This window comes from Achromobacter sp. Marseille-Q4962 (genome assembly GCF_943737005.1).
Lineage (GTDB): Bacteria > Pseudomonadota > Gammaproteobacteria > Burkholderiales > Burkholderiaceae_B > Achromobacter.
This window is the reverse complement of the sequence record NZ_CALSFU010000020.1, coordinates 1-22,049: the sequence shown is the minus strand read 5'-3', so window position 1 is coordinate 22,049 and position 22,049 is coordinate 1. Positions and strand designations below refer to the sequence as shown.

Here is a 22,049-nt window from a genome sequence, read left to right as displayed (position 1 = left end):
AACGGAGTCGTTTCGATGTCTCTTTCCCTCGCGGTCCGCGCCGGCCGCCGTTTCGTCAACCCCCTCCGCGCCCTGGCTTTCGCCTCGCTGGCGCTGCCCGCCGCGGCGGCCGGCCTGCCCGCCGATCTCGGCGAGCGGCTGGCGGGCGGCTACGTCCGTCCCGCGGCAGCGGCGCTGCGCGAGGCGGCCGCCGGCATGGAGCAGACCCTGGCTGGCTGGTGCGGCAAGCGCGACGCCGCGGGCGCGCGGGCCGTGGGCGACGCCTTCGCTCGCCTGGCGACGGCGTGGTCCGGCGTCGAGTTCCTGCGCTTCGGTCCGCTGGTGCAAGGCAACCGCTATGAGCGCCTGGTTTTCTGGCCCGACGCGCGCGGGGTCATGCCGCGCCAGGTAAGGGCGCTGCTGGCCGAACAGGACGCGGCCCTGCTGGCGCCCGGCGCGCTCGCCGCGCGCAGCGTGGCCGTGCAGGGGCTGCCCGCCCTCGAGTACACGCTTTACGGCGAGCCGGCGCTGCTGGCCGAGCCGCAGGCGCCGGCCGCCGCCTATGCCTGCGGGTATGCGCGGGCGGTGGCCGCCAACGTGGCGGCGATTTCCGCCGAGGTGGACGAGGCCTGGCGTCCCGGCGCGGATTTCGGACGACAGTTCGCCCGGCCCGAGCCGGGCAACGCCCTGTACCGCGACGCGCAGGAAGTGGCCGCCGAGGCGGTCAAATCGCTTTCCACCGGCCTGCAGTTCGCGCGCGATATCAAGCTCCTGCCGACGCTCGGCCAGGACCCCGCGTCCGCGCGGCCCAGGCGCGCGGCGTTCTGGCGCAGCGGGCTGGCCCTGCGCACGCTGTCGGCGGGCCTGGACGGCATGCGCGCTTTCTACGAAGCGGGCCGCTATCCCCTGCCCGAGGCAAGCGCCTGGATCGGCGATTCGGTGCGCGGCGAGCTGGCGCGCGCCGCCCGGGCGCTGCGCGAGGCGCCGCCCGACATCGAGGCCGCGCTGGCATCCGCCGAAGGCTGGCGCGCGGTGAACCTGGCCGCGGTCACGCTCAAGAACGCCAAGGCCATCGTGGACCAGGATCTCGCCCCCGCCGTGGGCGTCACCATAGGATTCAACGCGCTCGATGGAGATTGACCGCCGCCGCTTCCTGGGCCTGGCCGCCGCGCTGGGCCTGGGCCCCGCCGCCGCGCTGGCGGCGCTGCCCGCCGCAGGGCCCCTCTATCTCAGCGCCCGCAAGCGCGACGGGCGGGACGAGGCGGCCGTCATCGATGCCGCCGGGCGCGACCGCCTGGTCGTGCCCATGCCCGAACGCGGCCACAGTTTCGCCATCGACCCCGCGGGCCGGCGCGGCGTGGTGTTCGGACGCCAACCCGGGTTCTTCGCGCTGGCTTTCCGCCTGGACGGCAAGGAAGCGCCGCGCCCGCTGCCGCTGCCCGACGACCGGCACTACTTCGGCCACGGCGTGTTCTTCGACGGCGCGCGCCGGCTGGCCGCCACCGAAAACGACTTCGAGGGCGGGCGCGGCGTGCTGGGCATCTACGACGCCGCGCCCGAAGGCGGATACCGCCGCATCGGAGAATACGACTGCGGCGGCATTGGCCCGCACGAAGTCGTGCTCATGCCCGACGGCAAAACGCTGTGCGTGGCCAACGGCGGCATTCTCACGCACCCCGACTACGGCAAGCTGGAGCTCAACCTCGACACCATGCGGCCGTCGCTGGCCTATCTGGACGCCGCCACGGGCGAACTGCTCGAGCGCGTGGAGCTGGATCCGCGCTGGCATCGCCTTTCCATCCGCCACCTCGCCCTGGCGGGCGACGGCAGCGTGTGGTTCGGCTGCCAGTACGCCGGCCCCGCCGAAGACCGGCCCGCGCTGGTGGGCCGCCACCGGCGCGGCGGCCGGCCCGAGCTGTACGCCGGCCCGGCCGAAAGCCTGCGCCGCATGCGCAATTACGTGGGCTCGGTGTCGGTGGACGCGAGCGGCGCGGTGGTGGCCACGTCCAGCCCGGTGGGCGGGCAGGTCATGTACTGGGACGCCGCGAGCGGCCGCTGCCTCGGCACGACGGAGCTCGCCGACGGCTGCGGCGTGGCGCCCGCGCCGGAGGGTGGTTTTTTCGTCACCAGCGGCCTGGGCGCGATGCTGCGCGCGCGGGCCGGCGCGCGGCCCGCGCAGGTGCTGCCGCCCACGCCCGGGCTTTCCTGGGACAACCATTTCCGGCGCGTGCCGGCCTGATCCCGGCGCGCCGCCTGCGCGGCGCGCCGGCGTGGTATTTCCTTACAAACCTTGACATCCCCGCGGCAGCGCCGCGCAGGGGGCATCTGATAAAGTTTGCGGTCGTTTTTTCCCGGGAACCTTCCCGGGAGGCGGCCCGCTCGGGCCGTTCCGTTTCTGGCTTTAACCGGGAGAGTCCATGGACGACGTCTTGCGAGAATTCAACACCTGGGCGCCGAGGCTGGTGGATCTGGGCATCAATGTGCTCGTGGCCCTGCTGATCCTCGTCATCGGCTGGTGGGTGTCGGCCCTGCTGGGCAATTGGGTGCGGCGCGCGGCCACGCGCTCCAGCCGCGTCGATCCCACCATCGTTCCCATGTTCCAGACCACCGTGGTGTGGACGGTGCGCATCTTTACCCTGATCGCGGTGCTGGCGCGCTTCGGCGTGCAGACGGCCAGCCTGATCGCGGTGCTGGGCGCGGCCGGCCTGGCCGTGGGCCTGGCGCTGCAGGGCACGCTGCAGAACATCGCCGCCGGCATCATGCTGCTGATCCTGCGTCCCATCCGCGCGGGCGAATACGTGGCCCTCAGCTCGGGCGCGGACGGCACGGTCGAAGAGGTGGGACTCTTTCTCACGCGGCTGGTGCAGGTCGACGGCATTCATCTCACGCTGCCCAACAGCACGGTCTGGAACGCCACCATCACCAACTACAGCCGCAACAAGACGCGGCGCCTGGACGTGCCGGTGCCCGTGCGCTACGGCGACGACCTGAATGCCGTGGTGGCCAAGCTCAAGGAAATCGTGACGGCGCATCCGCTGGCGCTCAAGGACCCCGAGCCCATCGTCATGGTGAGCGACTACAAGGAAAGCGGCGTCATCGTGACCGTGCGCGTCTGGGCGGATGCCGCCAAGTACTGGGACCTGCGCTGGGGCCTCTATCACCAGATCCGCTGCTCGCTGGAGCAGGCGGGCTTCCAGGCGCCCATTCCGCTGCGCGAGATCCAGGCGCCGAAACAGGAAGCCGGCCAGGAACGCCGCGCCGATTCCGGAGCCGGCGCGGCCTGATCCGGCCGTGCGCCGCGGGCGGGCTTGCCGGAGCGCCGCCGTGCTTCCCGAGCCGGGGCGGCCCGGCGGACTCAGGCCTGCACCGCCAGGCGGGCCAGCTCCGCCTTGATCCAGCCGGCGATTTCGCGCTGGCGCTGGGCCGGCATGCGGTCGATGATGGCGGTGACGCTCACCGCCAGCAGCGGCGCGCCGTGCGCATCGAGCAGGGCGCAGCCCACGCCCAGCGCGCCGCGCACCGCATGGTTGCCCACCACCGAATACCCGCGCGCGCGGGTATTTTCGATCAGGCGGTACATTTCCTGCGGCGTCATGCCGCCGTATTCGTCCAGCCGGCCCGAATTGCGCTCCACGATGCCGCGCGCCACCTCGTCGGGCAGGGCGGCCAGCAGCGCCATGCCCCCTGAACCCACGCCCAGCGGCTGGCGCTTGCCGGCATAGGTGGCCAGGATCTGCACCGGGTAGCTGCCGATTTCCCGGTGCAGGCTGATGGAATCGTCTTCGTCGCGCACTACCAGGAACACGGCGTCGCCCGTGCGGTCCGCCAGCCGGCGCAGCACCGGCAGCAGCTGCCGCACGCGGGGGTCGCGCGAGCGGGTGTCGGGGTCCACGGCGAGCTGGGCGCGGTATTTCTTGGTGCCCGCCACCGGCAGCACCAGGCCCGCGTCGAGCAGGGCGGCCAGCAGGCGGTAGATGGTGGGGCGCTGTATGCCCGTGAGGCGGGCGATATCGGTCACGCTGAGCCCGTCGGTGCCCTGGTCGCGCAGGGCCGCGAGTACGGCCAATCCGCGCCGCAAGGTGCGTGGGCCCGCGGCGGCGGCATCACTGTCTTGCATGCAACTCTCTGAAATCTCGGAAATTTTTTTGTAGGACTGGGGAAAACCATTGTCCGTACAGTGGACTCTACCTTGATGTGCGTCCTATGTATAGTCGAGAATACCCCGTCCAATAATTCCAATCGTCCGCTTAGTGGACAGTATCTGCACGGAGACACTATGACTCAAGGTCAAAAGCCTGGTCTGCGGCGCATCGCCGCCGCGCTGCTGGCAACCGCCGCCGGCGCTTTCGCAATGGGCACGGCTCACGCGGCCTACCCCGACAAACCCGTACGCATCGTGGTCGGTTTCTCGGCCGGCGGCACCACCGACGTGATTGCCCGCATCTTCGCCAAGGAACTTACCGAGGAGCTGGGGCAGTCGTTCGTGGTCGAGAACAAGCCGGGGGCGGGCAGCAACATCGCCACCGACATGGTGCAGCGCGCGGCTCCCGACGGCTACACGCTGCTGTTCGTGGCGGTGACCAGCGCCATCAACCAGACCCTGTACAAGAACGTCACGTTCGACCTGACCAAGGACTTCACGCCGGTGGCGCTGGGCGCCAAGGTGCCCAATATCCTGGTGGTCAACCCCGGCGTGCCGGTCAAGTCGGTGCAGGAACTGGTCGAATACGCCAAGAAGAACCCCGGCAAGCTCGCGTTCGCTTCATCGGGCAGCGGCACGTCCATCCACATGGCGGGCGAGCTCTTCAAGATGAAGGCGGGCATCGACGTGCTGCACGTGCCCTACAAGGGCAGCGCCCCGGCCGTGACCGACCTGATCGGCGGCCAGGTGCAGTACATGTTCGACAACATGCCCTCGTCGTGGCCGCACGTGCAGAGCGGCAAGCTGCGCGCGCTGGCCGTCACCACCAAGGAGCGCTCCAAGAGCGCGCCCGACGTGCCCACCATGCAGGAATCGGGCTTCCCGGGCTTCGACGTGTCGTCGTGGTTCGGCATGATCGCCCCGGCCGGCACGCCGCCCGAGGTGGTGAACAAGCTCAACGCCGCCATGCAGAAGGCGCTGGACAAGCCCGAAGTGCAGACCAGCTTCGAGAAGCTGGGCGCGGTGGGCGAGAAGACCACGCCGGCGCAGTTCGGCGCGTTCATCAAGAGCGAAGTGGAAGGCTGGGCCCCCGTGGTCAAGGCTTCCGGCGCCCGCGTCGACTGACGACTGCGTCCGCCTCGGCGGGCCTCCAGGGCGGCAAATAGGGACGGCTATGCCGTCCCTATTTTTTTACCGATTGCCGGCGCGGCGACAGCATGGCGGTGCACACGCCGCGCATCATGTCCACCTCGTCGCGCGTCAGGCCGGCGCGCGCGAACAGGTGCCGCATGCGCGGCATCAGCTTCTTGGGGTGCGCCGGATCCAGGAACTCCACCCCGACCAGGGCCTGCTCCCAGTGCGCGAGAAAAGCCTGCACGGCCTCGCCGGAGGCGGGCTCCGCGCCGGGGTCGGGCGTCTGCGCCGCGGACGCCGGCAGCATGGCGGCGCCTGCGTGCGCCAGCAGCGCATAGCGCAGCTCCCAGGCCGCCAGCTGCAGGGCCTGCGCCACGTTGAGCGAGCTGTATTCGGGGTTGGCCGGAATGTGGCAGATGCGGTGGCACAGGGCGATCTGGGCATTGGTCAGCCCGGATTTCTCGGTGCCCAGCACGACGGCGGCCACCGTGTCGGCGCCGGAGGCGAGGTGTTCGCAGCTCAGTCCGGCCGCCTGCCGGATGTCGCAGGGCGGCGGCCCCAGGTCGCGCACGCGCGCCGTCAGGGCGAAGGCGAGCGTCACCGGCGCCAGGGCTTGTTCCAGCGTGCCGTACACCCGGGCCCGCTCCAGCACGTCGGTGGCGCCGCTGGCCAGCGCGAGGGCGTCCGGGTGGCGGATCACGTCCTCGTGGCGGGGGGCCACCAGCACCAGTTCGGAAAAGCCCATCGTCTTGATGGCGCGGGCCGCGGAGCCCACGTTTCCGGGGTGGCTGGGCTGCACCATGATGAAGCGGACGCGAGAAAATGCCTGAGTCATTTAAAATGCCATGTTTGGCTTAGTGCCTTCCTGGTTTTTGGGCGCCTTCCCGGTTGGGGCGGCAGGGCCCGCGGGAAGGCGGCAAGCGGCTATTTCACCGCATTCGTACGGAATTCTATGCACCCGATGCTCAACATCGCCATCAAGGCGGCCCGGCGTGCCGGCACCATCATCAACCGTGCCAGCATGGATTTGGAACGTATCAGCGTGGCTCGCAAGGGGCCGCGCGATTATGTCACGGAAGTCGATCGCGCCGCGGAGGAGTCCATCGTGGAGACGCTGCGCGCCGCCTATCCCGACCACGCGGTGCTGGGCGAGGAATTCGGCCTGCAGGGGCCGGACCAGGCCGAGTTCCAGTGGATCATCGACCCGCTGGACGGCACCACCAACTTCATCCACGGCCTGCCCAACTACGCGGTGTCCATCGCCCTGACCCAGCGCGGACAGGTGACGCAGGCCGTGGTCTACGACCCGTCGCGCAACGAGCTGTTCACCGCCAGCCGGGGCAGCGGCACCTTCCTCAACGACCGCCGCGTGCGCGTCTCGGGCCGCACCCGCTACCACGAGGCGCTGCTGGGCGCGCACTGGCCCAACTCCAGCGACCCCGAGCAGGGCTCGGCGCGCTTTCGCCAGATGGCCGAAGGCAGCGCGGGCGTGCGCCGCCTCGGCGCCACCGTGCTGGACCTGGCTTACGTGGCCTGCGGCCGCCTCGACGGCTTCTGCGGCGTGGGCCTCAAGCCCTGGGACCTGGCCGCGGGCAGCCTGCTCGTGCTCGAGGCCGGCGGCCTGCTGGCGGATTTCCAGGGCGAACAGGACTGGATGGACTCGGGCAACGTCCTGGCCGCGAGCCCCAAGGTCTTCACGCAGATGCTCAATGCGCTGACCCCGCCTTCGGCGGCCTGACGCATCGGCGCATGGGGTCCGCAAGCGGCGGGCTCCATGCGCGCGGCCGGCGGCATCGCGCGCCGGCCGCCGCGCTTCTTGCCATCGGCCGCCGCCCGAGCCGCCGCCTCTCTTTCTCCTGCATAGGGATGAGGCGCGTTACCGGCGTGTCATGGAATTTCCATGTACGATTATCGGTCGCATAACTTCTGGAGCTCCTGATGGAGTGGCTGCTGGACCCCGCAGCGTGGGTCGGCCTGCTTACCCTGGTCGTTCTCGAAATCGTCCTGGGCATCGACAACCTGATTTTCATTGCCATCCTGGCGGACAAGCTGCCTCCCGCGCAGCGCGACCGCGCGCGCATCATGGGCCTGTCGCTGGCGCTGGTCATGCGGCTGGGCCTGCTGTCCCTCATGTCGTGGCTGGTCACGCTGACCCGGCCGCTCTTTTCCATCGGGCCGTTATCGCCCTCGGGCCGCGACCTCATCCTCATGGCCGGCGGCCTCTTCCTGCTCTTCAAGGGCACCATGGAGCTGCACGAGCGCCTGGAGGGCGGCCAGCACGCCGGCGCCTCGGGCCCGCGCGTGTACGCCAGCTTCTGGGTCATCGTGACGCAGATCGTGGTGCTGGACGCGGTGTTCTCGCTGGATTCGGTGATCACCGCCGTGGGCATGGTGGATCACCTGGCCATCATGATGATCGCGGTGGTGATCGCCATCGGCATCATGCTGCTGGCTTCCAAGCCGCTCACCCGCTTCGTGAATGCGCACCCCACCGTGGTGGTGCTGTGCCTGGGCTTTCTGCTCATGATCGGCTTCTCGCTGCTGGCGGAGTCGTTCGGGTTCAAGGTGCCCAAGGGCTACCTGTACGCGGCCATCGGGTTTTCGGTGGCCATCGAGGCGCTCAACCAGGTGGCGCGGCGCAACCTGCTCAAGCTCGACGCGCGCCGCCCCATGCGCGAACGCACCGCCGCGGCCGTGCTGCGCATGCTAGGCAAGCGCCCGCCGGCCGACGAGCCCGACCTGCCCAGCCAGGACGGCCCCACGGCGCCGGCCTTCGGGGTGGAAGAGCGCAACATGGTGAGCGGCGTGCTCACCCTGGCCGAGCGCTCCATCCGCTCCATCATGACGCCGCGCATGGACGTCTCCTGGATCAACATCGACGACGACGCGGAAACCATCCGCCGCCAGCTCACCGAGGCGCCGCACAGCTTTTTCCCCGTGTGCCGGGGGTCGCTGGACGAGGTGCTGGGCATCGGCCGCGCCAAGGATCTCATCGCCGACCTCATCACCGAGGGCCGCGTGCGCCGCAACCGGCTGCGCGACCCCATCATCGTGCATGAGTCCATCGGCATCCTGCGCCTCATGGACACCCTCAAGCGCTCGCGCGGACAGCTCGTGCTGGTGGCCGACGAGTTCGGCGCCATCGAGGGCCTGGTGACGCCCATCGACGTGTTCGAGGCCATCGCCGGCGAGTTCCCCGACGAAGACGAGATGCCCGACATCGTCGCCGACGGCGACAACACCTGGAAGATCGACGGCGCGGCCGACCTGCATCACGTGGAGCAGGTGCTGGAAACCGAGGGCCTCGTCGACGAGGCGCAAGACTACTCCACCCTGGCCGGCTACCTGCTGTCGCGCTTCGGCCACCTGCCCAAGCCGGGCGATGTGTGCGAATACGAAGCCCATCACGAGCATTTCCGCTTCGAGGTGCTCGAAATGGACGGCCGCCGCATCGCGCTGGTGCGGGTCGAGAAGCGGCCCGTGGAGCCGCTGGACGAAGACGCCGCCCTGGCCAATGACTAACCGGAAACGCCCCGACCGTGACTGACGCCGCTCTCTATCTCATCAAGGCCTGCATCCTGGGCATCGTGGAAGGACTGACGGAATTCATTCCCGTCTCCAGCACCGGCCATCTCATCCTCGTCGGAGACTGGCTGAACTTCGAGTCCAGCCAGGGCAAGGTCTTCGAGGTGGTGATCCAGCTCGGCTCCATCCTGGCGGTGATGTGGGTGTTCCGCGCGCGCCTGGCCAGACTCATCGGCGGCACGCTGCGCGGCGACCGCACCGAGGTGGCGTTCACCCGCAACCTGCTCATCGCCTTCCTGCCCGCGGCGGTGGTGGGGGCGGTCTTCATCAAATCGATCAAGCAGATCTTCTACCACCCCGCCGTGGTGGTGGTGACGCTGGTGCTGGGCGGGCTCATCATGCTCTACGTGGAGCGCCGCACGCGCCACACGCCGGGCGACGTGCCCGGCGCGGCCGATGACACCGCTTCCGACGAGCACGCCACGGCGCGCAGCCTGGAGCAGATTTCCTGGAAGCAGGCCCTGGGCGTGGGCGTGGCGCAGTGCCTGGCCATGATTCCCGGCACGTCCCGCTCCGGCGCCACCATCATCGGCGGCATGATCGCCGGCATCCAGCGCAAGACCGCCACGGAGTTCTCGTTCTTCCTGGCCATGCCCACGATGCTGGGGGCGGCGGCCTACGACATGTACAAGAACATCGACCTGCTCACCCGGCACGACCTCGCCGGCATCGCCGTGGGGTTCGCGGCCGCGTTCCTGAGCGCCATGGTCGTGGTGCGCGCGGTGCTGCGCTTCGTGGCCAACCACACCTACCGGGTGTTCGCCTGGTACCGCATCGTGTTCGGAGGGGTGGTGGCGGCGTGGATCTTCACGCGCTGAGCGGCGTGAACGCGTGGGCCCGTCTTCGGCGGGCCAGCCCGTCGGGGCCGGCCCGCCGAAGACGGGCCATGTCCGGCGCCTATTCCTGCTCGAGATCGTAGAACTGCGGACCGTCGCGGTCGATGACCAGCCAGCCGCCGCGCGGGGGGCGGGCGTGGTCGCAATCCCAGTCGGGCAGCACCCAGCGTTCGCGCTTCTTGCCGTCCACGTCCAGCACGTGGCGCGCCGGCCGGTGGGTGTGGCCATGCACCAGCATGGTCACGCCGCTTTCGCGGAAGATCCGCTCGATGGCGCTGGCGTTGACGTCCATGATCTCCATCGATTTCATCTGGTTGGCCGCCTGGCTTTCGCCGCGCGCCTGCTGCGCCATGGCCAGGCGCTCCGGAATGGTCTTGGCCAGGAACTCGGCCTGCCATTGCGGGTCGCGCACCATCTTGCGGAACTGCTGGTAGGCCGCGTCGTCGGTACAGAACTCGTCGCCGTGGGTCAGCAGCACGAGGCCGTAGTCGGTTTCGAGCAGCGCGGGCTCGGGCAGCAGGCGCGCGCCCAGCGCATCGGCCAGCTCCTGGCCCATCAGGAAGTCGCGGTTGCCGCGGCCCAGCCATACGGGAATCTTCGCGGCCGTGTCGCGCAGGGCCTGGAGGGCGCGGGCCATCCAGGGCGGCGCCGCGCGGATCATGTCGTCGCCGATCCAGGCGTCGAAGATGTCGCCCGGCAGCAGCAGGGCCGACGCCTCTTCGGCCGCCGCGCCCAGGAATGCCAGGAACGCCTCCGACGTGGCCGGCGTGGCCGGCCCCAGGTGCACGTCCGAAGCCAGCCAGACCGGTCCGGAAAGGCTGATCTTATTCAACGACTTCGGCCTTCTCGATGACGACGTCCTCGTTGGGGACGTTCTGGTGGAAGCCCTTGTTGCCGGTCTTCACGCCCTTGATCTTGTCCACCACCTCGGTGCCTTCGGTCACCGCGCCGAACACGGCATAGCCCCAGCCGTTGGGGGTCGGGGCGGTGAAGTTCAGGAAGTCGTTGTTGGAGACGTTGATGAAGAACTGGGCCGTGGCCGAGTGCGGGTCGCTGGTGCGCGCCATGGCCACCGTGTACTTGTCGTTCTTCAGGCCGTTGTTGGCCTCGTTCTCGATGGGGGCGTGCGTCTGCTTCTGCTTCATGCCGGGCTCGAAGCCGCCGCCCTGGATCATGAAGCCGTCGATCACGCGATGGAAGATCGTGCCGTTATAGAAGCCTTCTTTCACATAGGTGAGGAAATTCTCGGTGGTCTTGGGCGCCTTGGCGGCGTCCAGCGTAATGACCATGTCGCCCATGTTGGTGTGAAGCTTGACGCGGGGATTGGTGCTCATGGATTGGTTGCCTTCAGAGGGAGAAGTGGAGGAAGCGGCCGCGGGAGCGGCGCTGACGAAGGCTGGCGCGAAGGCGGCCAGCGCGAACGAGCACGCCGTCAGGCGCAGCAGGTGTAGCGGGGAGGTGCGAGACATCATTTCCGTTCTTTGTCCTTCAGCATGGTTTCGACTTCCCGGGCCTTGTCCTGCGCGCCGGGCACGCCTTCGGAGGCGGCCTGCTTGTAGGTGCGCAGCGCCTGCAGCATCTGCAGATCGCCCAGGTTGGCCCGCGCGGCGGAATAGTTCGGGTCGGCGCGCAACGCCATCTTCAGGGCGTCCTGCGCCTTCTCGAGCTCGCCGCGGCCTGCATATAGAGCGCCCAGGTTGTTCCAGGGTTCCGGCAGCTCGGGAAACCGGGTGGTCATTTCGGTGTAGAGGTCGATGGCCTCCTGGGTGCGGTTCAGCGCGGCCAGCGCGCGGGCGTGCTGGAACATGAGCTGCACGTCGGTGCCGCGCTGGTTCTTGATCTGCGCCTCGCGCTTTTCGATCAGGGCGAGGGCTTCGTCGTTCTCGCCCCGGTTGAGCAGGCGCTCGATATGGTCGGTGATCTGCGAGGGCGTGGGGTCCAGGCGCGTGTCCAGGCTCGGCTTGACGGCCTCGAGCAGCCGGGCCAGCCCTTCCCAGCCGCCTTCGGGCGGAATGGGGTCGAGCTTGGTGCGCGTGGCATTCGGATTCTCGCCGGAACCGCCGGCCATGGATTGGGCACGGGGGGCGGCGGCAGGCGCCGCCGCCAGCAAGAGCGCGAGCAGGGTGGCGCAGAAACGCGGCGTTGGAGTCACGTGGGCATCCGTTAAAAGTCCGGGCCCGCGGGCGCATTCACGCGCCGGCAGGCCGCTTGCTATACTTGACGACCGCCATTTTAGCCTCGTATGCGCTTTTGGCCTTGCGCCTTTGCCGGCGGCGCCCGCGAGCCCGGATCGGCGAAGTTTGTCCCGGCAGCCGGCCTGGCGGTTTGTCCCGGCAGCCGGCCTGGAAGTCGGCCCGAAATTTTGACGGATGCGCGCACGGGTGTTCCAATGCGCGTCTTTCAATATGTCTCGTTCCGTACGCGGGCGTATGCCCGGCTCGCCGGGCACGCCGGAGCCGGGGCCGCTTTCGCCCCGTCCATGCCTCGTCCATGCCCTGCGCGGGGACGCGGCGGGCGCGGTGGGCGGGGGCCGGCTGCGGACCACGGCAGGCGCCGGACCGGCGCCGCCGGCACGGAAAAACACTTGGACTGATCCTCGAGCGCCATGCTGCAAATCTACAACACGTTATCGCGTACCAAAGAACCCTTCAAACCGGCGCACGCCGGCCAGGTGCGCATGTATGTGTGCGGCATGACGGTCTACGACTTCTGCCACCTCGGCCACGCGCGCATGCTGGTGTCGTTCGACGTGGTGCAGCGCTGGCTGCGCGCCAGCGGCTACGACGTGGATTACGTCCGCAACATCACGGACATCGACGACAAGATCATCCGGCGCGCCGTGGATACCAACCGCCGCATCGGCGAGGTCACCGCCTTCTACATCGACGCCATGCACGCCGACGAGCGCGCGCTGGGCGTGGCCCCGCCGGACCGCGAGCCGCGCGCCACGCAGTACGTGGGCGAGATGCTCGACATCATCGGCAGGCTGCAGGCCAACGGCCTGGCCTACCAGGCCGCCGACGGCGACGTGAACTACGCCGTGCGCGGCTTCGCCGGCTACGGCAAGCTGTCCGGCAAGTCGCTGGACGACCTGCGCGCAGGCGAGCGCGTGGCGGTTGATTCGTCCAAGCGCGATCCGCTGGACTTCGTGCTCTGGAAGGCGGCCAAGGCCGACGAGCCCGAAGACACCAAATGGGAGTCGCCCTACGGGCTGGGCCGGCCGGGCTGGCACATCGAGTGCTCGGCCATGAGCCGCGCGCTGCTGGGCCTGCCGCTGGACATCCACGGCGGCGGCCCCGACCTCAAGTTTCCGCATCACGAGAACGAGATCGCGCAGACCGAGGGCGCCTTCGGCGGCACGCTGGCCAACCTGTGGATGCATTGCGGGCCGCTCATGGTGGACGCCGACAAGATGTCCAAGTCGCTGGGCAACTTCCGCACCATCCGCCAGACGGTCGCGCTCGAAGATCCCGCGGCCGACCAGGCCGAATACCGTGTGAACCCGCGCGAGGCCGAGATGGTGCGCTTCTTCATCGTGCGCAACCACTACCGCAGCCCGCAGAACTACACGCCGGACAATCTCATCGACGCCCAGAACGCGCTCGACCGCCTGTACCAGGCGCTGCAGAACGTTGCGCCGGACGCGCAAGGCATCGACTGGAACGAGCCCCAGGCCCAGGCCTTCAAGGCCGCCATGGACGACGATTTCAACAGTTCCGGCGCCGTGGCCGCGCTGTTCGAGCTGGCGTCCGAGGCCAACCGCGGCAAGCGCGCGCGCAGCGCCGGCCAGCTCAAGGCCCTGGGCGGCCTGCTGGGCCTGCTGCAGCAGGACCCGGCCGCCTACTTCCAGTCGCCCACGCGCTACTCCGCGGCGGCCATGGAGCAGGGCGCGCGCCCGGTGCTGGACGCCGAAGCCATCGAGGCCCGCATCGCGGCCCGCGCCGCGGCCAAGGCGGCGCGCGACTTCGCCGAGGCGGACCGCATCCGCGCCGAACTGCGCGAAGCCGGCATCGAGCTCGATGACAGGCCGGGCGGCGTCACCCAGTGGCGCCGGGCCTGAGCGGGAATCGTCAGACATGTCCATCGCCGATATCGAGATTCCCAAACCCGACTATTGGGAAGCCGCGGTCGCGCATCTCATGCGCCGCGACCGCATTCTCAAGAAGATCATTCCGCAGCATCCGCAGGTGTGGCTGACCTCGCGCGGCACGCCCTTCGTCACGCTGGCGCGCGCCATCGTGGGCCAGCAGGTTTCCACCAAGGCCGCCGACGCGGTCTGGGGCCGCTTTCTCGAAACCGTGGGCAAGCGTCCCACGCCCGTGGCCGTGCTGCGCACCGGCGTGGAGGGCCTGCGCAAGGCCGGCCTGTCGCAGCGCAAGGCGGAATACGTGCTGGACCTGGCCGCCCACTTCGGCGAGCGCCGCGTCCATCCCGAGAAATGGGCCGCCATGGACGACGAGGCCGTCATCGCGGAACTGGTCGCCATCCGCGGCATCGGCCGCTGGACGGCCGAGATGTTTTTGATTTTCAATCTGCAGCGGCCCGACGTGCTGCCGCTCGATGATCTTGGGTTGCTCAAGGCAATCTCGCTACACTATTTCAGCGGCGAGCCTGTCTCGCGCTTCGAGGCTCGCGAGGTCTCGCTGGCGTGGCAACCCTGGCGTACCGTGGCCACCTGGTATCTCTGGCGCAGTCTGGAACCGACGCCGGTTCAGTACTGACGCCCGCCAGGTTGCCCATCAACGGAACCACACTACATGCGCAATACATTCCTGGAATTTGAACAACCGCTTGCCGAGCTTGAAAACAAGATCGAGCAGCTGCGCTATGTGCAGGCCGACTCGGCGGTGGACATCTCCGACGAAATCGGCCGGCTCCAGCAAAAGAGCCAGACGCTGGCCAAGGAGATCTACGCCAAGCTCACGCCCTGGCAGACGGCCCTGGTCGCGCGCCATCCCCAGCGCCCCTACACGCTGGACTACGTGCGCGAGATCTTCACCGACTTCCACGAACTGCATGGCGACCGCATGTACGCCGACGACCAGTCCATCGTGGGCGGCCTGGCCCGTTTCAACGGCATGCCCTGCATGGTCATCGGGCACCAGAAGGGCCGCGACACCAAAGAGCGCGCCGCGCGCAACTTCGGCATGCCGCGTCCCGAGGGCTACCGCAAGGCCCTGCGGCTGATGCGCCTGGCCGAGAAGTTCAATATGCCCGTCTTCACCTTCGTGGACACCCCGGGCGCCTATCCGGGCATCGGCGCCGAAGAGCGCGGGCAGTCCGAGGCCATCGGCCACAACCTCTACGCCATGGCCGAGCTCAAGGTGCCCATCATCGTCACCATCATCGGCGAAGGCGGCTCCGGCGGCGCCCTGGCCATTGCCGTGGGCAATACCGTGCTCATGCTGCAATACGCCACCTACGCGGTGATCTCGCCCGAAGGCTGCGCGTCCATTCTGTGGCGCAGCGCCGACAAGGCGCCCGAGGCCGCCGAGGCGCTGGCCATCATCGCGCCGCGCCTGAAAGACCTGGGCCTCATCGACCGCGTCGTCAACGAGCCCGTGGGCGGCGCGCACCGCGACCCCCGCGTCATGGCGCGCCTGCTGCGCCGCGCCCTGGGCGACGCGCTGCGCCAGCTCCAGGGCATGACGCCCGAGCAACTGGTGGAACAGCGGGTGCAACGCTTGCTGTCCTACGGCGCTTTCCAGGAAGTGCGCGCCTAAGGCGCCGCCGCGCGCCGGCCTGCCGGCGCGGCGGTTCCATTCCGCGCCCGCGACATGACCCGCCCGCAACCGCCCCAGCCCAGTCCTGCGGGAGCGCTTGCGGCGGCTCCCGCCGCTTTTCCCCATGCCGGCCTGCTGGCCGCCCTGCGCCTGGCGCTGGGCGGCCCGTGCGCGCGCGGCGCGCGCGTGGGCGTGGCCGTCAGCGGCGGCGCCGACTCCGCCATGCTGGCCGCGCATGCGGCCGCGGCGGCGCGCGAGCTGGGCCTGGCCCTGACGATCTTCCACGTCCACCATGGCCTGCAGTCCGCGGCCGATGAGTGGGAGCGCCGGGTGCGCGAGCTGGGCGCGCTGCTGGAGGCGCCGGTGGCGGTCGAACGCGTGCTGGTTCGGCCCGACGGCAAGGGCGAGGAAGCGGCCGCGCGCGAAGCCCGCTATCAGGCCCTGGGGCGCCTGGCCCGCGGGCACGGCGTGTGCGCCGTGCTGCTCGCGCACCACCGCGGCGACCAGGCCGAAACCGTGCTGCTGCGCCTGCTGCGCGGCACGGGCGTGGCGGGCATGGCGGCCATGGCGCCCGCGTCCGAACGCGATGGCGTGCGCTACCTGCGCCCGTGGCTCGACCAGGACCGCGCGGCCATTCTCGACGCCGCGGCGGCCTTCGAGGCCGCCACCGGCTGGCGTCCGGTGCAAGACCCCACCAACGCCGATCCGCGCTACACGCGGGCGGCGGTGCGCGAACTGCTCGCGCCCGTGCTGGATGCGCGCTGGCCGGGCTGGCGCGCCATCGTGGCCCGCCATGCCGGCCACATGGCCGAGGCCGCGCAGATTCTCGAAGAAGTGGCGCGCGGCGATTTCGCCGGGCTGGACCCCGCGCCCGACGGACGGTCGTTCTCGCTGGCCGCCTGGCGCCGTCTTTCCGCGCCGCGCCAGGCGCAAGTGCTGCGCTACTGGTTCGGGCTGTGCGGGGCGCGCATGCCCACCGACGCCCGCATGCGCGACCTGCTGCGCCAGTTGCGCGGCCTGCACAGCCTGGGCCACGACCGCCAGCTGCGGGTGGAGCAGGCCGGCCATGCGGTGCGCTGCCACCGGGGGCGCGTATGGATGGAACCGCGGCCGTCCCGGGCCGTGCGCCCCACGGACGAAAAATAGCCGGCGCTGCGCAATTTTTTACCGCCGCGTTAGAATATGTGGCTTTGCCCGTCAATACTTCTTGCGGCGGGTTCCCCAGCCAGAGTACGAGATGTCCCTGATCGTTCACAAATATGGCGGTACCTCGATGGGCTCGATCGAGCGCATCAAGAACGTGGCGCGCCGCGTCGCGAAGTGGCACGCCGCCGGCCACCAGGTTGTCGTGGTGCCCTCGGCCATGGCAGGCGAAACCAACCGCCTGCTCGGTCTGGCGCGCGAGATTACCCCCCAGCCCGACGGACGCGAGCTCGACATGATCGCCGCCACCGGCGAACAGGCCAGCAGCGGCCTGCTCGCCATCGCGCTGCAGGCCGAGGGCGTGCCGGCGCGCAGCTATGCCGGCTGGCAGGTTCCCGTGCGCACCGACTCCGCCTACACCAAGGCCCGCATTTCCTCCATCGACGATGCGCGCATCCGCGCCGACCTGGACGCCGGCCGCGTGGTCATCGTGACGGGCTTCCAGGGCGTGGACGACGGCGGCAACATCACCACCCTGGGCCGCGGCGGCTCCGACACCTCGGCTGTGGCCGTGGCGGCCGCCATCAAAGCCGACGAATGCCTGATCTACACGGACGTCGACGGGGTCTACACCACCGATCCGCGCGTGGTGCCCGAAGCCCGCCGCATGTCCGTCGTTTCCTTCGAGGAAATGCTCGAAATGGCTTCGCTGGGTTCCAAGGTGCTGCAGATCCGTTCGGTGGAATTCGCCGGCAAATACCGTGTGCCGACGCGGGTGCTGTCCTCGCTGACCGACCCGCTCATCCCGCTCGAAGAAGAAATGCGTTCGGGCACGCTGATTACTTTTGAGGAAGACGAAAAAATGGAAGCCGCCGTTGTCTCCGGCATCGCCTTCAGCCGCGACGAAGCCAAAATCACCCTGCTGGCCGTGCCGGACAAGCCCGGCATCGCCTTCTCCATCCTGGGCCCCGTCGCCGCCGCCAACATCGACGTCGACATGATCGTGCAGAACCAGTCTGTGGCCGGCACCACCGACTTCTCCTTCACCGTGAACCGCAACGAGTTCGCGCGCACGGTCGACCTGCTCAAGCGCGAAGTCGTGCCCGCCGTGGGCGCGCGCGAGCTGGTCACCGACGAAAAGGTCGCCAAGGTGTCCATCGTCGGCATCGGCATGCGCTCGCACGTGGGCGTGGCCAGCCTGATGTTCCAGACGCTCTCGGAAGAGGGCATCAACATCCAGATGATCAGCACCAGCGAGATCAAGACGTCCGTCATCATCGACGACAAGTACATGGAGCTGGGCGTGCGCGCCCTGCACAAGGCGTTCGGCCTGGACCAGGTGCCCGCGCCCAAGGAATGACGGGCCTCTGCGGGTTTTTTGCCCGGCGGCCCGCATATGGGGCCACAAGCAAAAAATTCTGCTAGAATCTCGAATTCTTCGGAGACGTGCCCGAGAGGCTGAAGGGGCTCCCCTGCTAAGGGAGTATGTGGCCAAAAACTGCATCGTGGGTTCGAATCCCACCGTCTCCGCCAAGAACAATCTCAAGCAGCTTCAGAAAGCCCCACTCAGTCTCTGGGTGGGGCTTTCTTCTTGGCTGGTCAGTGCATAATAGGCCCGCTCAGTCTCGGTCGGTGCCGCTCAATCTAACAGACAATCGTGGTATCCGCCGTGGCATAACTGGAGGCGATACCATGACATTAACCGTGCGGCAGGTTGACGCTGCCAAGCCGGCCGAAAAACCCTACAAACTCGCTGATGGCGCAGGGTTGTACCTGTACGTAGCGCCCACAGGACTGAAAAGTTGGCGCGCCAACTATCAGCAGGACGGCAAACAGAAAACGCGTACCTACGGGCGATACCCCGGCATGAGCCTGGCACAGGCCAGGGCCGCTCATGGTATGGCCAAGAGCGGAAGGGGAACGCCTGAGGACAAAGCGGCCGCGCCGACGTTCCGGGAGGTTGCAAAGGCGTGGCTGAAGGTCAAGTTGCCGGGTCTGTCCAACATCAAGCACCAGGGTCAGGTGGCCGGGACTCTTGAGCGGTTCGTGTACCCGAAGATCGGAGCAATGCCTATCGACACCATCCGGCGCCCGGAACTGGTCGAGGTCGTCCAGGCCGCGCAGGAAGGAGGGCGCGTCGAGACTGCCCATCGGGTGGCTGGCCGCATCACGGCGGTGTTCAACTACGCTCAGGACGTGGGGATCCTGGAAAGCCACGGCGCGGCCGGCCTAGTGCGCGTGCTGCAAGCCCGCAAGGTGCGCAAGCCGATGGCCAGCATCCCGCCGTCCGAGGCCGGCGAATTGCTCCGCCTGATCGATACCTACGACGAGCCGATAACTCGCCTGGGGCTGCAACTGCTGGCGCTGACGTTCGTGCGCGTGGGGGAACTGCGCGCCATGCGATGGGATGAGCTGCGCGAGGACGGTGGGGTGTGGGTGGTGCCGGATAGCAGGATGAAACTCCGCGTGCCACACGTTGTGCCGCTGTCTCGGCAGGCCCAGGCAGTGCTGGCGCAGTTGCGCTTGCTGACCGGCGAGTCGGAGCTGGTGCTGGAATCTCCGCTGTCGCGCGGCAAACCGCTGTCAGAAAATACTTTCCTGTTCGCGCTGTATCGTCTGGGATACCGTGGGCGCATGACGGCCCACGGATTTCGCGCGCTGGCATCCACCGTGCTCAACGAACAGTCGTCGTTTGAGCATGACGTGATCGAGCGGCAACTTGCGCACAAGGAGGTCGATGAAGTCAGGGCTGCGTACAACCGGGCTCAGTACCTGCCGCAGCGTCGGCTGCTGATGCAATGGTGGGCCGATTGGCTCGACCTACAGCGCGCAGGTCATCCAGACGCCAGCGCGTAGCTCCGCCGATCTTCACCGGCTTCGGCAAATAACCGCTCGCCACCTTGCGGAAGAATGTGGAGCGGCCAATGGAAAGCATGCTGGCCGCCTCGGTGGCGGTCACCAGAATTTTTTCGGTGTCACTCATACACCGCGCCTCCGTCGTTGTGCTGGGTGGGGTGGGACGGCTTCATGAACGTCATCCAGTGCGTGTCTGCGCGCTTGCCGCTGGGGTGGCCGAACAGAGGCTTGTGCGGCGTAGAGCGGCACGTATTCACGGCCCCGATCCTGGTCGATCTGCGACATATAGACGAGCGACGAAATGCTCTTCGGATGCGGGGAGTTGAGCGTATCGGCGGCGACCCACGCCACCGGCTGCGCCTCCCCTGCGGGCCTGCCGTAGCGGGATAGAAAATCGAGACATACAGCCTGGATCGCCGCCATATAGCCGTTACCGTTCCAGTCCCGCGTCGCGTGCCGCTGTGCGAGGTCATACCATTCGTTTTCACTCAGGGCGTCGCTCGGCTCCGCGCTCGCGGCAGGCTGCGCGGCCAGGGCGGCGCGGATCATCGCAACATCGGCCTGTCGATTCTCGTACCCCTTGTGGCTGCGCTCGTAGTTGTCGTGTTCCAGGTTCGACAGCGCATCATTCAGTACGTCATTCATTGCTTTCCCCTTTCGTAGCGGCCAGGGCGGCGCGGGCTTGCCATGCTTCCCAGCGGTCTTGGTTACGCTGGTGCAGGTACACGCCGTGAGTCACTAGGTCGTTTCTGGCGGACGGGAACCTGTTCTCAAACGCCGCCCGCTCATCGGCTACAGGGGCGCGCAGCTTGGACAGCGCAGCGATGATGGCGCGGATGTGGTCGTACCTTGCCTTGACTTCATCTTCGCCCGCCCAGTCGCCTATGGTCCTTGTGTGGCAGTCACTCAGAGTATCCGCTTCCTCGGTCAGAATGAGGATAGCGGCGTTGATCGGGTCTTGCTCTGCCGCCTGGGCGGCGTTGTTATGGTTGGTCATAATTCCAAGTGCAGCAATCATGCCTCGCTCGCGGAAATTCACGGGAATGGGGGTATGGCAGACCCGGTGGTGGCATCCCATTGCCACCACTTGCCAGGACCATACTTCTCATCGTAGTGGACGATTTTCTGCTCCTTGCGTGCTATGTAATCTGGGTCGGTGCGTCCCCATACTTCCATCGGCAGATCTTCCGCCCGGTCCCGCAGCCAAAAATCCGGAAACACCCGGTCTTCGCCTGCGTCGAAACGCAGCGGCTTCTCGAAGCGCCGGTTTTCGGCCACCAGAGCAGCGACGACCGCGGCCTCATAGCCGGAATCGACGGGGATCCACTGAGGGGTCGTGACCATCAGGGCAGCGTCGACCACCCGTGCTTGCATCGAGCCAGTGGCAGGGGTCGGAACATCCGTCTGTACAATCGCAACGACCTGGTCGCCGGCCATCCAGCTGTTCAGTTCGCTCACAAACCGGCGTTGCAGCACGTCCCAGATCTCCCTGGTTACCTGCAAATGAGGAATCCCGTGGTAGCCGGAGATGGGTAATCGCGAACCTTCCTCCATGCCTGCCTGGTATTGAGCTAGGGGTGCGACGATCACCAGGCGGCGGCGCCGGTTCATGGCCTCGACAGCCTTGGCCTTGTTGAGCTCGGCCTGCCGGCCAGCCGCAGTGGGAGTGCCGATGAGCAGATTGCTGGATAGCCGCACTTTTCCCGCGTAGGTTGAGCTGGCAACTTGCAGCAAGTGGTAATGCAACACGCCAAGGTTGCGTTTGCCTTGCATGGACGGCGACCAGGTATGGAAGCCGGCCTCTGTCCACAAGTAGTGCAGCAGCCCCAGCAGTGTCATGCTCGCCTGGCCTGGCCGTCCTCGGCCTGCTGGTTTCTTGGCTTCGGACGAGGTTCCTGTTTGTTCCTCCTGCGGCGCGGTGGCGGCGCGCTGCTGCAGTCCCACCTTGAGCTTGATCTTGACGTTGCCGTCATCCAGCTCCTGAACGACTCCGCGCCGGTACGCTCCGAGCCCCGACATGTTCGGATCCACGCCGTAGTAGATGCAGTCCTCGCTATGCTCGGGGCCAGTCTCAGGAAATCGAGCCAGATGGAAGGCGTCCGAATTCGAGCGGCTGTGAATCGACAGCCGCTTGTCGCCGGGACCGAGGCAGCAGCACCGCACCTCGGCTTTTCCATGAGAGAGCAACAGGACTCTCTTCCAGGCCGCAGCGTACTGTTCCTCGGCCTGGAACTCCGGAGAGTAGATGCGTGTGTTCCCTCCGAGCGTGATCTCGACCGGGTAGCGGGTTTCCTTCATGTTCATCTCTGCGTTGTTTCTGCGTTTTGGACCACCAGGACCACGCAGGCGATGGCTGTCTTGGCGGCGCACCTTCTGATTGGGCCGGTGATAACGCCGTTTACACCGAGCGGCGCGGGCGTCTCAATTTGCGCTCTTGAAAGGCTGCAGCGTGGCTCATCGTTACGCTTATTCCATACGTCAGGCCGAGAACCACGGCGAATACGCCGCTGACACACAGGCCCACTTGTTAGCGCCGGTGTAATACTGACCCACCCCGTCGGAGTAAATCTGACCCACCTGGGCAATGATGGTGGCTTTTTGGCCACCGACAATGTTGACTCAGGAGCAAGCAGTGGAGATCAAGGTAATGGC

21 protein-coding genes and 1 tRNA gene are annotated in these 22,049 nt (G+C 67.8%); 14 read left to right on the top strand and 8 right to left on the bottom strand.

Annotation, left to right across the window (positions count from 1 at the left end):
• The first annotated feature begins 15 nt into the window (after positions 1-15).
• From NGJ44_RS17500 to NGJ44_RS17490, 3 genes are all read left to right on the top strand, one after another.
• The gene (locus NGJ44_RS17500; protein WP_251864730.1) at positions 16-1,119 is read left to right on the top strand and encodes an imelysin family protein; all 1,104 of its coding nucleotides are present in this window, start codon (positions 16-18) and stop codon (positions 1,117-1,119) included.
• Positions 1,109-2,218: a DUF1513 domain-containing protein gene (locus NGJ44_RS17495; protein WP_251864729.1), complete on the top strand. Its 1,110-nt coding sequence runs from the start codon at positions 1,109-1,111 to the stop codon at positions 2,216-2,218. Before NGJ44_RS17500 ends, NGJ44_RS17495 begins: the two co-directional genes overlap by 11 nt.
• Before the next feature lie 178 nt (positions 2,219-2,396).
• Positions 2,397-3,263: a mechanosensitive ion channel family protein gene (locus NGJ44_RS17490; RefSeq protein WP_251864728.1), complete on the top strand. Its 867-nt coding sequence runs from the start codon at positions 2,397-2,399 to the stop codon at positions 3,261-3,263.
• 71 nt (positions 3,264-3,334) lie between these two features.
• Here NGJ44_RS17490 and NGJ44_RS17485 read toward each other — a convergent pair whose 3' ends face one another.
• On the bottom strand, positions 3,335-4,096 hold the full coding sequence (locus NGJ44_RS17485) for an IclR family transcriptional regulator (protein ID WP_251864727.1): 762 nt from the start codon (positions 4,094-4,096) through the stop codon (positions 3,335-3,337).
• 159 nt (positions 4,097-4,255) lie between these two features.
• Here NGJ44_RS17485 and NGJ44_RS17480 point away from each other — a divergent pair, with 159 nt between their 5' ends.
• Positions 4,256-5,245 (top strand): tripartite tricarboxylate transporter substrate binding protein, encoded by a 990-nt coding sequence (locus tag NGJ44_RS17480; protein WP_251864726.1) that lies wholly within the window; start codon positions 4,256-4,258, stop codon positions 5,243-5,245.
• Positions 5,246-5,303: 58 nt separating this feature from the next.
• Here NGJ44_RS17480 and NGJ44_RS17475 read toward each other — a convergent pair whose 3' ends face one another.
• Positions 5,304-6,089 (bottom strand): RNA methyltransferase, encoded by a 786-nt coding sequence (locus NGJ44_RS17475; RefSeq protein WP_251864725.1) that lies wholly within the window; start codon positions 6,087-6,089, stop codon positions 5,304-5,306.
• Between the two features lie 117 nt (positions 6,090-6,206).
• Here NGJ44_RS17475 and NGJ44_RS17470 point away from each other — a divergent pair, with 117 nt between their 5' ends.
• From NGJ44_RS17470 to NGJ44_RS17460, 3 genes are all read left to right on the top strand, one after another.
• On the top strand, positions 6,207-6,992 hold the full coding sequence (locus NGJ44_RS17470) for an inositol monophosphatase family protein (protein WP_053246294.1): 786 nt from the start codon (positions 6,207-6,209) through the stop codon (positions 6,990-6,992).
• A 200-nt stretch (positions 6,993-7,192) separates the two neighbouring features.
• Positions 7,193-8,776: a TerC family protein gene (locus tag NGJ44_RS17465; protein ID WP_251864724.1), complete on the top strand. Its 1,584-nt coding sequence runs from the start codon at positions 7,193-7,195 to the stop codon at positions 8,774-8,776.
• Positions 8,777-8,793: 17 nt separating this feature from the next.
• Positions 8,794-9,657 carry an undecaprenyl-diphosphate phosphatase gene (locus NGJ44_RS17460; protein ID WP_053246292.1) on the top strand — a complete coding sequence of 288 codons (864 nt, stop codon included), beginning with the start codon at positions 8,794-8,796 and terminating at the stop codon, positions 9,655-9,657.
• A gap of 79 nt (positions 9,658-9,736) precedes the next feature.
• Here NGJ44_RS17460 and NGJ44_RS17455 read toward each other — a convergent pair whose 3' ends face one another.
• The 3 genes from NGJ44_RS17455 to NGJ44_RS17445 form a co-directional block, all read right to left on the bottom strand.
• Complete coding sequence (locus NGJ44_RS17455; RefSeq protein WP_053246291.1) at positions 9,737-10,507, bottom strand: UDP-2,3-diacylglucosamine diphosphatase; 771 nt, start codon at positions 10,505-10,507, stop codon at positions 9,737-9,739.
• Positions 10,500-11,009, bottom strand: a complete 510-nt coding sequence (locus NGJ44_RS17450) for a peptidylprolyl isomerase (RefSeq protein ID WP_502802141.1) — start codon at positions 11,007-11,009, stop codon at positions 10,500-10,502. The genes NGJ44_RS17455 and NGJ44_RS17450 overlap by 8 nt, the downstream gene beginning before the upstream one ends.
• Before the next feature lie 134 nt (positions 11,010-11,143).
• Positions 11,144-11,827 (bottom strand): tetratricopeptide repeat protein, encoded by a 684-nt coding sequence (locus NGJ44_RS17445; RefSeq protein WP_053246290.1) that lies wholly within the window; start codon positions 11,825-11,827, stop codon positions 11,144-11,146.
• A gap of 453 nt (positions 11,828-12,280) precedes the next feature.
• On the opposite strand from NGJ44_RS17445, the gene cysS reads away from it, so the two are divergent.
• The 7 genes from cysS to NGJ44_RS17410 all read left to right on the top strand — a co-directional run bounded on the left by cysS (position 12,281) and on the right by NGJ44_RS17410 (position 19,397).
• Positions 12,281-13,735, top strand: a complete 1,455-nt coding sequence (gene cysS / locus NGJ44_RS17440; protein ID WP_251864722.1) for a cysteine--tRNA ligase — start codon at positions 12,281-12,283, stop codon at positions 13,733-13,735.
• 16 nt (positions 13,736-13,751) lie between these two features.
• The gene (locus tag NGJ44_RS17435) at positions 13,752-14,396 is read left to right on the top strand and encodes a DNA-3-methyladenine glycosylase family protein (protein WP_251864721.1); all 645 of its coding nucleotides are present in this window, start codon (positions 13,752-13,754) and stop codon (positions 14,394-14,396) included.
• A 36-nt stretch (positions 14,397-14,432) separates the two neighbouring features.
• The gene (locus NGJ44_RS17430; RefSeq protein WP_251864720.1) at positions 14,433-15,398 is read left to right on the top strand and encodes an acetyl-CoA carboxylase carboxyltransferase subunit alpha; all 966 of its coding nucleotides are present in this window, start codon (positions 14,433-14,435) and stop codon (positions 15,396-15,398) included.
• Positions 15,399-15,530: 132 nt separating this feature from the next.
• Complete coding sequence (gene tilS, locus NGJ44_RS17425) at positions 15,531-16,544, top strand: tRNA lysidine(34) synthetase TilS (RefSeq protein WP_502802140.1); 1,014 nt, start codon at positions 15,531-15,533, stop codon at positions 16,542-16,544.
• A 91-nt stretch (positions 16,545-16,635) separates the two neighbouring features.
• Positions 16,636-17,901: an aspartate kinase gene (locus NGJ44_RS17420; RefSeq protein ID WP_053245703.1), complete on the top strand. Its 1,266-nt coding sequence runs from the start codon at positions 16,636-16,638 to the stop codon at positions 17,899-17,901.
• 80 nt (positions 17,902-17,981) lie between these two features.
• Positions 17,982-18,074 (top strand) — tRNA-Ser (locus NGJ44_RS17415).
• Between the two features lie 159 nt (positions 18,075-18,233).
• Complete coding sequence (locus NGJ44_RS17410; RefSeq protein ID WP_251864719.1) at positions 18,234-19,397, top strand: tyrosine-type recombinase/integrase; 1,164 nt, start codon at positions 18,234-18,236, stop codon at positions 19,395-19,397.
• A 123-nt stretch (positions 19,398-19,520) separates the two neighbouring features.
• Here the strand turns inward: NGJ44_RS17410 and NGJ44_RS17405 are convergent, their stop codons facing one another.
• Genes NGJ44_RS17405 through NGJ44_RS17395 form a run of 3 tightly spaced genes read right to left on the bottom strand, consistent with a single transcriptional unit; the run spans position 19,521 to position 21,695 of the window.
• Positions 19,521-20,042 carry a hypothetical protein gene (locus NGJ44_RS17405; RefSeq protein WP_251864718.1) on the bottom strand — a complete coding sequence of 174 codons (522 nt, stop codon included), beginning with the start codon at positions 20,040-20,042 and terminating at the stop codon, positions 19,521-19,523.
• Positions 20,035-20,415, bottom strand: coding sequence for a hypothetical protein (locus tag NGJ44_RS17400; RefSeq protein ID WP_251864717.1), 381 nt, complete (start codon positions 20,413-20,415; stop codon positions 20,035-20,037). The genes NGJ44_RS17405 and NGJ44_RS17400 overlap by 8 nt, the downstream gene beginning before the upstream one ends.
• A gap of 17 nt (positions 20,416-20,432) precedes the next feature.
• A complete protein-coding gene (locus NGJ44_RS17395; RefSeq protein WP_251864716.1) occupies positions 20,433-21,695 on the bottom strand; it encodes a DUF1173 family protein in 1,263 nt (420 codons plus the stop codon).
• Positions 21,696-22,049: the final 354 nt, after the last annotated feature.

Excerpts from the sequence above, each read along its gene's own strand:
- NGJ44_RS17420 (WP_053245703.1), top strand. The coding sequence starts at position 16,636 with ATGTCCCTGATCGTTCACAAATATGGCGGTACCTCGATGGGCTCGATC.
- cysS (WP_251864722.1), top strand. The coding sequence starts at position 12,281 with ATGCTGCAAATCTACAACACGTTATCGCGTACCAAAGAACCCTTCAAA.
- NGJ44_RS17465 (WP_251864724.1), top strand. The coding sequence starts at position 7,193 with ATGGAGTGGCTGCTGGACCCCGCAGCGTGGGTCGGCCTGCTTACCCTG.
- NGJ44_RS17495 (WP_251864729.1), top strand. The coding sequence starts at position 1,109 with ATGGAGATTGACCGCCGCCGCTTCCTGGGCCTGGCCGCCGCGCTGGGC.
- NGJ44_RS17500 (WP_251864730.1), top strand. The coding sequence starts at position 16 with ATGTCTCTTTCCCTCGCGGTCCGCGCCGGCCGCCGTTTCGTCAACCCC.
- NGJ44_RS17480 (WP_251864726.1), top strand. The coding sequence starts at position 4,256 with ATGACTCAAGGTCAAAAGCCTGGTCTGCGGCGCATCGCCGCCGCGCTG.
- NGJ44_RS17400 (WP_251864717.1), bottom strand. The coding sequence starts at position 20,415 with ATGATTGCTGCACTTGGAATTATGACCAACCATAACAACGCCGCCCAG.
- NGJ44_RS17475 (WP_251864725.1), bottom strand. The coding sequence starts at position 6,089 with ATGACTCAGGCATTTTCTCGCGTCCGCTTCATCATGGTGCAGCCCAGC.
- NGJ44_RS17485 (WP_251864727.1), bottom strand. The coding sequence starts at position 4,096 with ATGCAAGACAGTGATGCCGCCGCCGCGGGCCCACGCACCTTGCGGCGC.
- NGJ44_RS17430 (WP_251864720.1), top strand. The coding sequence starts at position 14,433 with ATGCGCAATACATTCCTGGAATTTGAACAACCGCTTGCCGAGCTTGAA.
- NGJ44_RS17395 (WP_251864716.1), bottom strand. The coding sequence starts at position 21,695 with ATGAAGGAAACCCGCTACCCGGTCGAGATCACGCTCGGAGGGAACACA.
- NGJ44_RS17405 (WP_251864718.1), bottom strand. The coding sequence starts at position 20,042 with ATGAATGACGTACTGAATGATGCGCTGTCGAACCTGGAACACGACAAC.
- NGJ44_RS17435 (WP_251864721.1), top strand. The coding sequence starts at position 13,752 with ATGTCCATCGCCGATATCGAGATTCCCAAACCCGACTATTGGGAAGCC.
- NGJ44_RS17410 (WP_251864719.1), top strand. The coding sequence starts at position 18,234 with ATGACATTAACCGTGCGGCAGGTTGACGCTGCCAAGCCGGCCGAAAAA.
- NGJ44_RS17470 (WP_053246294.1), top strand. The coding sequence starts at position 6,207 with ATGCACCCGATGCTCAACATCGCCATCAAGGCGGCCCGGCGTGCCGGC.
- NGJ44_RS17490 (WP_251864728.1), top strand. The coding sequence starts at position 2,397 with ATGGACGACGTCTTGCGAGAATTCAACACCTGGGCGCCGAGGCTGGTG.
- NGJ44_RS17450 (WP_502802141.1), bottom strand. The coding sequence starts at position 11,009 with ATGAGCACCAATCCCCGCGTCAAGCTTCACACCAACATGGGCGACATG.